Here is a 12111-nt window from a genome sequence, read left to right on the forward strand (position 1 = left end):
GCTCACTTCCGATGTCCTCTCCAGTCCAGGGCCATCGCGGCCTCCTCCAACCGAGCACGACATTCGTCCACCGAGCCGGCAACCACAGTGGCGTAGGCGATCCGCCCCCACAACGTCCCAGCCGGCGGAGGACTGGTGACGTCCCCGGGCCCCATCAACGTCACGAGCTGATCCACCCCCTCCACAGCACCAAAGCCGATGGAGTCCAGCACCGTGTCGTCCTCGTCGACATAGAAGAACCGCACCCCACCCACCAACGCGCGATCAGCCGCAACCTCCGGCGGCCGCCCACAAGCCACCGCAGCAGCCGCCAATCCCGGATCCACCCCGGTCGCGAGCATCCCGACGTACGGAATCAGATCTCCACCCAGCCGCGCGTTGATCTCGATCACCCGCGGTCCGTCGGCCGTGATCATGATCTCGGTGTGCGTCACCCCGTCGGTGAAGGCGATCGCTTTGTGCGCATCGACCAAGACCTGGATCAATTGATCATCAGCGAGCAAAGGATCAGCGGCGTCGACGAAGTGCCCGACCTCCTCGGCGTACGGCGGGTACCCGATCTCCTTCCCTGCCAGGCAGAACGGCATCACCTGCCCCTGGAACACCGCCGAGTCCACGCTGATCTCGTAACCATCGGCGAACTCCTCCACGAGCACGCGAACGTCGTACGACGGCGCCTCGGGCACGGTCGTGTCATGAGCGAATGACCATTGCGCAACCAGCTCCTCCGGCGACCCCACCTTCACCACCCCAAGGCTCGCCGCCAGCGCCCGCGGCTTCAGGATGCGCGGCCACCCGACATCGACGGCCAGCGCCTCCTCGACCGAGTTCACCAGCACCGACCGCGGCTGCGGTACGCCGTACCCATCGAGCGCCAGCCGGGTCAGATGCTTGTCCCGGCACCGGTTGATCATCGCGACATCGCCACCGGGCAACCCGAGCGCCTCCGCGACAGCCGCGGCCGGCAGGATCCGCGCCTCGTCCCAGCACAGCACGCCTTCGATCGGCGCCTGCTCATGCAGCTCCCGCGCCGCAGCGACGAGCGCCGCGGCGTCCAGCGTGCTCTCCAGCACGGTCCAGCCGTCGAGGTACTCCTGCTCCCACGTCGGCTCGCCGTGCAGGAACATGTGGATCCGGTACCTCGGCGCGATCGACCGCAGCAGGTACTCGCGGAACAACCGCATGCCGGTGGCAACGACCAGCAAGTGCGGCCTGGTAGTCACCACTGCACCGCACAGAGCTTGTCGGAGATCGGGTAGATCTCCCGCTCGAACATCGAGTTCAGCACGATCGCGGCCCGCACCGGCAGCTGCGTCAGCCCCGCGTTCGTCAGCCCGTGGCTGTACCGGCTCGCGTTGAACGAGTAGATCCGGTGCCCGTTCATCCCCTTCCAGCGCACCGAGTAGTCCGGCTCGACCAGCATCTCGCCGTCGTCGTCGAACTCGATCCGCTCCCGCAGCTCGGCGTCGAAGGGTGCCGCGACATGCTCCCGCCCAGCCGCGACAACAAGCTGCCGGACGACGTGCTCCTCCGGCGCCGACGTGGTCGTGCAGCAGAGCCGGATGTCGTCCTCGCCGATCAGCTCCGACGCCGTCACCGTGCGGCCCGGGAGCAGGGTGGCGGGGAAGTGGCCGAGCGTCAGCATCGCGTCGTAGTTCGCCTGGTACAGCGCTCGCAGGCCGCCCGGCGTGATCGCGTCGCCGCTGTAGCGGGAGTCGTCGATCATCTCCCGGCGCTTGCTGCGGTTCAGACCCTGCAGGTACTCGATGTGCGACGGCCGGTAGAGCTCGTTGGCCATCGGCGAGTCGTCGATGCTGCGGAACCACTGGTTCCGGCCGATCCAGCGGATGTCGGTGAAGCCGCTGCCGATCAGCCGCAGTACGCACTCCAGGCCGGTCTGACCGCCGCCGATCACGGCGGTCGGCGCGGCCGGGTGCATCGTGGCCAGCCGCGAGCCCAGCTCGTCCGCGATGAACGCGCGATCGGCCGGCAGACCGGAGAGGTACTCCGGCCGCGCCGGGCGGGTGCCGACACCGAGGACCAGGTGCTCGGACACCGCGACGGGCTCGCCGTCGACGCTGGTGACGAAGCCGTCGTCGGTGAACGAGATCGCGTCCACCCGGGCGGAGAAGTTGACCACGCCGAGCCGCTCGGTGGCCCAGGCCAGGTAGCGCTCGTACTCGATCCGGGGGAGCGAGTCGAACTGCGAGTTGATCAGCGCGTAGAGCCGGCCCGACGTGACCAGGTAGTTCAGGAAGGTCAGCTCGTGCCGCGGGTCGACCAGCGAGACCAGGTCCTTCATCCAGCCGGTCTGCATCCGCACCCCTGGGTAGAGCAGGGGAGTGTGCCAGCCGGAACCGGGCCGGGCGTCGAAGAGCGCCAGCCGCTCGGTCGTGACGTTCTGGTACAGCGCTGCCAGCGAGAGGTTCGAGGGTCCGGCCCCGATGCCTACGGTGTGGTACCTGGTGGGTTCGTTCATGGTCATGCTCTGGTTCTCCGTCCGCGAAGTGGTGGTGCGCGATCGACCGCCGGCGAGCAGGTCGCTCGCCGCGATCCGGCTTGCGGCGAGCGCGGTTTTCACGCTGCCGCCGGATCCGCCGGTGAAGGTGAAGAGCCGATGAGAGCTGCCGAGTACCGACCAGAGGGTCAGTACAGGCGGATCGGCATAACAGTCGGCGTTGCTGACCAGGAGGTCGGGCGCCGACAGTTCGAGGTGTGGCAGCCGCTCGCGCGCGATCCGGACGGCCTGTGCGGCCAGGTCCGGGGTCGGACGGCTGCTGCCGGGTGGGACGGACCAGTGGTGCGTGTCCACCCCGAGGAGCAACCTGCCGTCGGCGGTCGGCCGTCCGTACAGGTCGCTGGTCTCGTCGACGAACATCGTCGGGAGCGGCCCGGCGACTTGGTACGTGGCGACCTGGATCGCCTTGGTCCTGTACGGCTCGGCCGGCAGCGCACTGCCGGCGAGCAACCCGGGGGTCCAGGGGCCGGCGGCAACGACCACGAGATCGTATCTCCGCCCGCCACCGGGGAGCCGGCAGCTGACCGAACCGTCCGGGTGCGGCACCAATCTCAGTACCGGGCCTTTCAGCACGCGGCTGCCCAGGCGCTCGAGAATCGCCCGGCGGAGTAGATCGGGCCGGATGAACCCGGCTCGCCGCTCGCTCACTCCGACGGTCCCGTCGGGTAGACCGTGCCAGCCGCGCCGCCGCAGCTGTTCGAGATCCAGGAGCTCGGCGCCCTCGACCTCGCCGACCGCACGGTCCAGTCCGGAATACCACGGCAGCAGATAGGTGCATCCGGTCTCGGTGTATCCAGCGGCCTCGCGCAGCTCCCCGCCGAGCAATTCGTGCAGGCTTTCGGTCGCCAGCCGCCGCTGCCGTGCGTGTGTTTCGAACCCGCGCACACCGCCGCCGGAAACCGCGGTCGCGTCCGTTCCCGGCGGCCCGGTGACGATATCGACCTCGACGCTCCCGGAAAGCCGCCAGGCGAGTAACGTGCCGGCGATTCCGCTCCCGATTACGCAGATTCGCATGACGAAAGCGGCATCCAGTAAGCGCTGAACACGGTCAGCGGTACGTCGGCCGACCGGTTCCGCACGACATGCGCCTCGGTGGTCCCGAGCAGGAACGCGTTGCCCTGCGGGACTTCGTACTCCCGGCCGCCGACCAGCACATGCGCCGTTCCGGCAACGACCACGGACAGTTCCAGCTCCGGGTGCTGGTCCTGCGGGCTCTCCGAACCCGGCGGAACGGAGTACCACATCGCCTGGAAGGGCAGGTCATGCTCCAGGCCGTACTGCTCCCAGCGGACCACGCGAAGGTCTTTCACGTACTGGTCGGCGCCGGTGCTCAAGTCGAAAGTGCGCATGCGTCAGCGACTCCTCCGTAGCACTGCGAATGAAGGCACGGAACAGACGCACTGAAACGCTTGAATCGAGCACGTGCACGACGCCACCAACGTCGGCCAACGTGAAGCCCGGCGACCCCCCAGTCTCCGTGGGCGTAAATCTAAAGAAGGTCGCGCTGCGAGTAAAGGGGAATACGCTATGAATTTGCGCCGGGGAATGCCACCGGCGCTCCGCCCCACGCGATCTGTGCCGTCGCCGCCGCCAGCAGGGCCTCGATCGCGACGGCCCGGACCGGCTCCTGCTCCGCCGCCTCGACCAGGTCGCCGTACACCGCCGCGATCCGCCGCTCGATCCCCAGGACCAGCGCTGCGGCGGTCGCCGGGGTCGTGACCGCCAGCGGCAGGTCGTACGCCGGCTCGGCCGCGACCGGGGTCTTACCGGCCGCCACCACGAGCGCGCTGAGCTGGTCCCGGCGGTCGCGGTGCTGGTCGAACAGGTCGGTAGCGTCCCGGAACCGGGCCCCGCTGAGCTTGCCGCCGGCCACGCCGACGCCGTACATCGCGGCGTGCTCACCCGCGAGCGCGGCCTGGATCGCATCCAGTTGGTTCACGAGGCGTCCTTCTTCTTGGCCGGGGCGAGCGTTGCGCCGAGCTGGACCTCGGCCGCGGCGATGGTCGCGAGCAGCCGGGCCGGAGCACCTGACAGCTTGGCCGCCGCGGCGGCGTGCGCGACGGCCGCCGCCTTCTCCTGCTTGGCCAGTACGGCGAGGGCCGCGGCCGAGCCGGCCGGAACCGCGATCGCCTTCGCCGCCGACGCCTTCACACCGTCCGTCGCGGCCAGCTTGGCCAGGTGACTGGCGTGGTACTTCGCCCCGGCCGCCAGCTTGGCCCGCAGCGCGGGAACCTTGCGGCCGGCGCTTGCGTAGAGCTGGGACAATTGAGTCACGAGGGTGGCCGCCGTACTGAGCGCCGCGACGACCGCCGGGTCCACGGACGGTGTCTCCTCGCCCGGACCCTTCGACGACGGCTTGCCGTTGACCGCTCCCGGCGTACCGGTGCCCGCGGACTGGTCGTCCTTGCAGCCGGCCAGCACCACCGCACCGGGAACGAGGGCAGCGGTCACGACGACCGAGCGTCGGGTCAGGCGGCGTTCGTCGGGCACGCCGGAACGATACCCGGTGACGGGTCGGTGACCGGCCCGGGACGAGCCGGTGACGTGTTCGGTGCCGGGGGCCCGATAAGGTGGGCTACTGCCCTCGGCCGGACCGCCGCGGGTGGAACGGGTGCACAACTGGAGAGAGAGGCAGGTCAACCCTGTGAGCCGAAAGAACGACCACACGGACACCGCGAGCCTCGAGAACTTCCTGCGGCCGGTCGTCGAGCAGTTCGGCTGCGACCTGGAGGCCGCGGACATCGCGCCGGCCGGTCGCCGCCGGTTGCTGCGCGTGCTCGTCGACCGCGACGGCGGTATCAGCCTGGACGACGTCGCCGACGTCACCCGGGCCATCTCCAAGGCCCTCGACGCCGACGACATCATGGGCGAGGGCGCGTACACGCTCGAGGTGTCCAGCCCGGGCGTCGACCGGCCACTGACGCTGCCGCGGCACTGGCGCCGCAACAAGAACCGCCTGGTCGCGGTCACCCTGACCGCCGGCGGGAAGCTGACTGGCCGGATCAAGTCGGCCTCCGACGAGGCGGCCGAGCTGGACGTCGACGGCAAGCGGCAGACGGTCGCGTACGCCGACGTGGCCAAGGCCAAGGTCCAGATCGAGTTCAACCGGGCTGCCGGCAACGACGAAGAAGAAACACCTGCCGACGGCACGGTGGAGGAGAACTGACATGGACATCGACATGGCCGTGCTGCGGTCCCTGGAACGGGAGAAGGACATCTCCCTGGACGTGGTGGTCGAGGCGATCGAGCAGGCGCTGCTGGTCGCGTACCACCGCACCGAGGGCGCGCAGCAGCACGCCCGCGCCGAGCTGGACCGCAAGACCGGGCACGTGACCGTCTACGCCCGCGAGCTGGCCGAGGACGGCACCGTCGCCCGCGAGTACGACGACACCCCCGCCGACTTCGGCCGGATCGCCGCCACCACCGCGAAGCAGATCATCCTGCAGCGGCTGCGCGACGCCGAGGACGAGGTCCGGTACGGCGAGTTCTCCGGCAAGGAGGGCGACATCGTCTCCGGCGTGGTCCAGCAGGGCCGCGACCCGCGGTCGGTGATGGTCGACCTGGGCAAGATCGAGGCCGTGCTGCCGGCGCCGGAGCAGGTGCCGGGGGAGAAGTACGAGCACGGCTCCCGGCTGCGCGTGTACGTCGTCGGCGTCCGGAAGGGTTTCAAGGGCCCGCAGATCACGGTCAGCCGGACGCACCCGAACCTGGTCAAGAAGCTGTTCGCGCTCGAGGTCCCGGAGATCGCCGACGGCACCGTCGAGATCACCGCGATCGCGCGCGAGGCCGGGCACCGGACCAAGATCGCCGTCCGGACGCTGAACCCGTCGGTGAACGGGAAGGGTGCCTGCATCGGGCCGATGGGCCAGCGGGTGCGCAACATCATGCACGAGCTGCACGGCGAGAAGATCGACATCATCGACCACAGCGACGACCCGGCGACCTTCGTCGGGAATGCGCTGTCGCCCGCGCAGGTTACGTCTGTAGAGGTAGTGGACGCCGCGGCCCGTGCGGCTCGTGTGGTCGTCCCGGACTACCAGCTCTCGCTCGCGATCGGCAAAGAGGGGCAGAACGCCCGCCTGGCCGCCCGGCTCACCGGCTGGCGGATCGACATCCGGCCGGATACCGATGTGACTCGGGATGACGAGAAGGTAGACTGATCTCTCGGTCCGTCGACTGAGTCGCAACCACACCCTGAGGAACACGTGACAGACGCGCGCCCTGGCAAGACCCGGGAGCGTACGTGTATCGGGTGCCGGAAGCGGTCCAGCGCGGCTGACCTGTTGCGGACGACCGTGTCCGGAGGCCTTGTGCTTCCGGACCCCGGGCGTCGGGCACCCGGCCGTGGAGCGCATCTGCACCCCACGATCGAGTGCTTCGAGCTCGCTGTCCGGCGCAAGGCATTCCCGCGGGCCTTCCGGGCCCCGGGGCCGCTGGACGCGACCGGGCTACGTGAGTACCTCGCGCAGCGTGATAATCAAGATGTACGCACGGTCTGACCGGACCGTGTGACCGACATGAAGGCGGGTCATCGACTCATGACCACTCGATGAGTGTCTACCGATGAGTGCAATGCGATGAGCACGTACGTCAACTAACGGTCCGCGCCCAGGCTCGGACCAGAGGGAGAGTAGTGGCAAAGGTCCGGGTCTACGAGCTCGCGAAAGAGCTCGGAGTTACCAGCAAGGTCGTTCTGACCAGATTGAACGACATGGGCGAGTTCGTCCGGTCGGCATCCTCGACGATCGAGGCACCTGTCGTCCGGCGGTTGGCGGAGGAGTTCGAGAAGAACCCGCCGAAGAAGCGCACGGCCAAGAAGGCCGCTGCCAGCACGTCTGCCGCGCCGCAGGCGACCGCACCGGTCGCCCCTGCCGCGCCGGCACCCAAGCCTGCACCGAAGGCGACCCCGAAGGCTCCGGCCGAGCGCTCCGCGCCGGCCGCTCCGGCGACCCCGGCTCCGGCCGCTCCGGCCGCCGAGACGCGGGTGACCGAGCAGGTCGAGGCCGCTCCGGCCCCGGTCGAGACGGCGCCGAGCACGAGCACCAGCCCGGCCGCGCCGGGTGGCCGGCCGGGTCCGCGCCCGGGCCCGAAGCCGGGTCCGCGCCGCGAGCCGGCCGAGGCAGCTCCGGCCGCTAAGGCCGAGCCGGCGCCGACCGCGACGGCTCCGGCCGCCCCGGCGTTCGAGGCACCGGCCGCGAAGGCGGCTCCGGCTGCCCCCGCGCCGTCGCAGGCTGCTCCGGCCGCGCGTCAGTCCGAGCCGTCGGTCCGGCCTGGTCCGCGTCCAGGCGCTCCGCGTCCGGGTGGACAGGGCGGTGGCCAAGGCGGTCAGGGCAGCCCGCGTCCGGGCGCTCCCCGGCCGGGTGGCGCTCCGCGTCCTGGCGCGCCGCGCCAGGGTGGTCAGGGCGGTGGCCCACGTCCGGGTGCACCGCGTCCGGGCAACAACCCGTTCAGCTCGACCCAGGGCATGCAGCGCGGTGGACCGCGCCCCGGCCCTGGTGGTGGCGACCGCGAGCGTGGCGACCGGGCTCCGAGCCCGGCCGGCATGTCCCCGCGTCCGCCGCAGAACCGCGACCGCGGTGACCGCAACGACCGCGGCGGCAACGACCGGCCGCGTCCGAGCGGTGTGCCGGGCGCCCCGCGCCCGAACCCGGCGATGATGCCGAAGTCCTCGGCCGGTACCTTCACCGGCCGCCCGTCCGGCGGTCCCGGTGGTGGCGGCGGCGGTGGCGGCGGCCGTGGTGGCCGCCCGGGTGGTGGCGGCGGCGGTGGCGTCGGTGCCGGTGCCCGCAGCGGTGGTGGCGGTGGCGGCGGCGGCGGCTTCCGTCCCGGTGGCGGCGGCCCGAGCGGCCCGCCCGGTGGCGGCGGTGGCCGTCCGGGTCCGGGCAACCGCGGACGTGGCGGGACGCAGGGTGCCTTCGGGCGTCCGGGCGGTCCGGCCCGTCGTGGCCGCAAGTCGAAGCGGGCGAAGCGCCAGGAGTTCGACAACATGCAGGCCCCGGCCATCGGTGGCGTGCGCGTCAAGCACGGTGACGGCGAGGTCGTCCGGTTGCCGCGCGGTGCGTCGCTGACGGACTTCGCCGAGAAGGTCGGCGTCGACCCGGCGTCGCTGGTCCAGGTGCTGTTCCACCTCGGTGAGATGGTGACCGCGACCCAGTCGGTGAACGAGGAGACGCTCGAGCTGCTCGGTACCGAGCTGAACTACGACGTCCAGCTCGTGTCGCCGGAGGACGAGGACAGGGAGCTGCTGCAGTCCTTCGACATCGACTTCGGGTCGGACGAAGGTGGCGAGGGCGACCTCGTCTCGCGGCCGCCGGTGGTGACCGTGATGGGTCACGTCGACCACGGTAAGACGAAGCTGCTGGACGCGATCCGGATGGCGAACGTCGTGGCCAAGGAAGCCGGTGGCATCACCCAGCACATCGGTGCGTACCAGGTGACCACCGAGGTCGACGGCCAGGAGCGGGCGATCACCTTCGTCGACACCCCGGGTCACGAGGCGTTCACCGCCATGCGTGCCCGTGGTGCGCAGGCGACCGACATCGTCATCCTGGTGGTCGCGGCCGACGACGGCGTGATGCCGCAGACGATCGAGGCGCTGAACCACGCCCGGGCGGCGAACGTCCCGATCGTGGTCGCGGTGAACAAGATCGACGTCCCGAGTGCGGACCCGGCCAAGGTGCGCGGTCAGCTGACCGAGTACGGCCTGGTTCCCGAGGAGTACGGCGGCGACACGATGTTCGTCGACGTCTCGGCGAAGTCCCGGATCAACATCGAGGGGCTGCTCGAGGGGGTCGTGCTGACCGCGGACGCGGCGCTCGACCTGCGGGCCAACCCGAACATGCCGGCCCAGGGCATCGCGATCGAGGCGAACCTCGACAAGGGCCGTGGTCCGGTGGCGACCGTGCTGGTGCAGCGCGGCACGCTCCGGGTCGGCGACTCGATGGTGGTCGGTCCGGCGTACGGCCGGGTCCGGGCCATGCTCGACGAGCACGGCGACCCGGTCGAGGAGGCGACTCCGTCGCGTCCGGTGCTGGTGCTCGGTCTGACCGCCGTGCCTGGTGCCGGTGACAAGTTCCTGGTGGTCGACGACGACCGCCGGGCCCGGCAGATCGCTGAGAAGCGGGAAGCCCGGGCTCGCGCGGCCGCCAACGCCAAGCGTCGCGCCCGCCGTACCCTCGAGGACTTCATGGCCTCGATGGAGAAGGGCGAGACCCAGGAGCTGCTGCTCATCCTCAAGGGCGACGTGTCCGGTTCGGTCGAGGCGCTGGAAGACGCGCTGGTCCGGATCGAGGTCGGCGACGAGGTGAGCCTGCGGATCATCGACCGCGGGGTCGGTGCGATCAACGAGAACGACGTCAACCTGGCCATCGCGTCGAACGCCGTCATCATCGGCTTCAACGTGCGGCCCGCGGGCAAGGCCGGAGACCTGGCCGACCGCGAGGGCGTGGATGTCCGGTACTACTCGGTCATCTACTCGGCGATCGACGACATCGAGGCCGCCCTGAAGGGCATGCTCAAGCCGATCTACGAGGAGGTCACCCTCGGCCAGGCCGAGATCCGGGAGATCTTCCGCTCCTCGAAGGTGGGCAACATCGCCGGTTGCTGGGTGACCAGTGGCCTGCTCCGGCGGAACGCGACGGTCCGGTTGATCCGGGACGGCGCGGTCGTCGTCGACAACACCGAGTTGTCGTCGCTGAAGAGGTTCAAGGACGACGCGTCCGAGGTCCGCGAGGGCTTCGAGTGTGGTCTGACCATCAACAACTTCAACGACATCAAGATCGGCGACGTCGTCGAGGCGTTCGAGCTGCGCGAGAAACCGCGCACCTGACCGTAGGGCGACGGCCGGATCCAGCGCGGTCCGGCCGTCGGAGTAACGTCCGGGGAGACGAGCTGTCTCTCCGGACGTTGCTCGTGAACGGACGTTTTGTGCTCGTGAGTGCTGGTAAATGTGCTCGTGGACGTGCTCGTGAATGAGGAGTGAGATGGCTGAGGCAAGGGCGAAGCAGCTGGCGGACCGGATCCAGGTGCTCGTGGCCGAGCTGCTCGAGCGGCGGGTCAAGGACCCCCGGCTCGGGTTCGTGACCGTGACGGACGCCCGGCTGACCGGGGACCTGCGCGAGGCGAGCGTCTTCTACACGGTGTACGGCGACGAGCAGGAGCGGGCGTCGACCGCGGCGGCGCTGGAGTCGGCCAAGGGCCTGATCCGCAGCGAGGTCGGGAAGGCGCTGGGCCTGCGGCACACGCCGAGCGTGGCGTTCTTCCTGGACGCCGTACCGGAGACCGCCGGGCAGATCGAGGAGCTGCTGGCCAAGGCGCGGTCGGCCGACGCCGAGGTGGCCAAGGCCGCCGCGGGGGCGAAGCCGGCCGGCGAGGCGGATCCGTACAAGCGCAAGGACGCCGACGACGACGTGACTGACGAGGACGAGGACGCCTGAGCGGTTTGAGCACTCAGTTCACCCCCACCTCCGACGGCATCGTCGTCGTCGACAAGCCGGCGGGCCTCACATCGCACACGGTGGTGGCCAGGATCAGGCGGCTGGCCGGGACGCGGAAGGTCGGGCACGCGGGCACGCTGGACCCGATGGCGACCGGCGTCCTCGTCGTCGGCCTGAACCGGGCGACGCGGCTGCTGGGTCATCTGCAGCTGGCCGACAAGTCGTACGACGCGACGATCCGGCTCGGCGCCACGACGACGACCGATGACGCCGAGGGCGAGGTTGTCGCGACGGCTCCGGTCGACCGAGTGACCGCGGAGGCGATCTCGGCGGCAGTCGAGGGCTTCCGGGGCGAGATCTCGCAGGTGCCGTCGAAGGTGTCGGCGATCAAGGTCGACGGCCGGCGCGCGTACGAACGCGTCCGCGCCGGCGAGGAGGTTGCGTTGAAGGCGCGTGCGGTGACGGTGTCGCGGTACGACGTTCTCGATGTCCGGCCGGACGGTGACGGGATCTCGGTCGACGTGTCGGTGGACTGCTCCAGCGGGACGTACATTCGCGCGCTGGCCCGCGACCTGGGCGCCGAGCTCGGCGTGGGCGGCCACCTGACGGCACTTCGCCGTACCCGGGTCGGCACGTTCGACCTGGCCGCCGCGCACACACTGGAGTCCCTGGCCGAGGACTTCGCCTGGCTCCCCATCGCAGACGTTGCCGCAGGCACCTTCCAGCGGTACGACGCCGACCCGGCCGAATCCGCCGCGATCCGCACCGGCCGCCCCCTGCCGATCAAGCTTGACCCCGGCCAAACTGCGATGTTCGACCCCACCGGCACCTTCCTGGCCCTCTACGAACCCCACGGCCCCCTGGCCAAACCCACCGCGGTCTTCGTCAGCTAAATGGCCGTTTCGGCTGACCCCTTGCCGCCGTACCGGCGTGGCATGACACTTCGTGCGACACCGAGCTAGGAGGGGGATCGATGATGTACGGGCGTGACGAGGTGGTCTGGGACAGGTTGACCGAGGCCGGTGAACGTTTCTTGCTGGAGCGAGCACGTCTCGAGCGGACGACTAGTGCCGCGCGTCTGAGGTCTTCTGACGGTTGGCTTTCTTGAGGATCTGGTCGGCGGTTTTGGTCCAGGCGAACGGGTGTGAGCGGTCGTTC

At 70.1% G+C, this 12111-nt stretch carries 11 protein-coding genes; 6 read left to right on the top strand and 5 right to left on the bottom strand.

Features of this window, described 5'->3' with window-relative positions; all coding sequences use genetic code 11:
* Positions 1-2 precede the first annotated feature (2 nt).
* From AB0E69_RS37160 to AB0E69_RS37180, 5 genes are all read right to left on the bottom strand, one after another.
* Positions 3-1223: an ATP-grasp domain-containing protein gene (locus tag AB0E69_RS37160; protein WP_360157634.1), complete on the bottom strand. Its 1221-nt coding sequence runs from the start codon at positions 1221-1223 to the stop codon at positions 3-5.
* Positions 1220-3532 carry an FAD-dependent oxidoreductase gene (locus tag AB0E69_RS37165; RefSeq protein WP_360157637.1) on the bottom strand — a complete coding sequence of 771 codons (2313 nt, stop codon included), beginning with the start codon at positions 3530-3532 and terminating at the stop codon, positions 1220-1222. Before AB0E69_RS37165 ends, AB0E69_RS37160 begins: the two co-directional genes overlap by 4 nt.
* Complete coding sequence (locus tag AB0E69_RS37170; protein WP_360157640.1) at positions 3517-3867, bottom strand: cupin domain-containing protein; 351 nt, start codon at positions 3865-3867, stop codon at positions 3517-3519. Before AB0E69_RS37170 ends, AB0E69_RS37165 begins: the two co-directional genes overlap by 16 nt.
* Before the next feature lie 176 nt (positions 3868-4043).
* Positions 4044-4457, bottom strand: a complete 414-nt coding sequence (locus AB0E69_RS37175) for a ferritin-like domain-containing protein (protein WP_360157643.1) — start codon at positions 4455-4457, stop codon at positions 4044-4046.
* Positions 4454-5008, bottom strand: a complete 555-nt coding sequence (locus AB0E69_RS37180) for a cell division protein FtsK (RefSeq protein ID WP_360157646.1) — start codon at positions 5006-5008, stop codon at positions 4454-4456. Before AB0E69_RS37180 ends, AB0E69_RS37175 begins: the two co-directional genes overlap by 4 nt.
* Positions 5009-5162: 154 nt before the next feature.
* Between AB0E69_RS37180 and rimP the strand changes: the two genes are divergently transcribed.
* The 6 genes from rimP (at position 5163) to truB (ending at position 11846) form a co-directional block, all read left to right on the top strand.
* On the top strand, positions 5163-5684 hold the full coding sequence (gene rimP / locus AB0E69_RS37185) for a ribosome maturation factor RimP (RefSeq protein ID WP_360157649.1): 522 nt from the start codon (positions 5163-5165) through the stop codon (positions 5682-5684).
* Between the two features lies 1 nt (position 5685).
* Entirely contained in the window at positions 5686-6678 is a 993-nt protein-coding gene (gene nusA, locus AB0E69_RS37190; RefSeq protein ID WP_360157652.1) for a transcription termination factor NusA, read from the top strand.
* 45 nt (positions 6679-6723) lie between these two features.
* Positions 6724-7017, top strand: a complete 294-nt coding sequence (locus AB0E69_RS37195; RefSeq protein WP_360157655.1) for a YlxR family protein — start codon at positions 6724-6726, stop codon at positions 7015-7017.
* 134 nt (positions 7018-7151) lie between these two features.
* Complete coding sequence (gene infB / locus AB0E69_RS37200; protein WP_360157658.1) at positions 7152-10346, top strand: translation initiation factor IF-2; 3195 nt, start codon at positions 7152-7154, stop codon at positions 10344-10346.
* Positions 10347-10500: 154 nt separating this feature from the next.
* Complete coding sequence (rbfA, locus tag AB0E69_RS37205; RefSeq protein WP_360157660.1) at positions 10501-10953, top strand: 30S ribosome-binding factor RbfA; 453 nt, start codon at positions 10501-10503, stop codon at positions 10951-10953.
* Between the two features lie 5 nt (positions 10954-10958).
* Positions 10959-11846 carry a tRNA pseudouridine(55) synthase TruB gene (truB, locus tag AB0E69_RS37210; protein ID WP_360157663.1) on the top strand — a complete coding sequence of 296 codons (888 nt, stop codon included), beginning with the start codon at positions 10959-10961 and terminating at the stop codon, positions 11844-11846.
* The last annotated feature ends 265 nt before the right edge of the window (positions 11847-12111 follow it).

The organism is Kribbella sp. NPDC026611 (assembly GCF_040638345.1).
Lineage (GTDB): Bacteria > Actinomycetota > Actinomycetes > Propionibacteriales > Kribbellaceae > Kribbella.

Bases quoted from the DNA above. Each gene is read 5' to 3' on its own strand.
- AB0E69_RS37170 (WP_360157640.1), bottom strand. From the start codon at position 3,867: ATGCGCACTTTCGACTTGAGCACCGGCGCCGACCAGTACGTGAAAGAC.
- rbfA (WP_360157660.1), top strand. From the start codon at position 10,501: ATGGCTGAGGCAAGGGCGAAGCAGCTGGCGGACCGGATCCAGGTGCTC.
- nusA (WP_360157652.1), top strand. From the start codon at position 5,686: ATGGACATCGACATGGCCGTGCTGCGGTCCCTGGAACGGGAGAAGGAC.
- AB0E69_RS37165 (WP_360157637.1), bottom strand. From the start codon at position 3,532: ATGCGAATCTGCGTAATCGGGAGCGGAATCGCCGGCACGTTACTCGCC.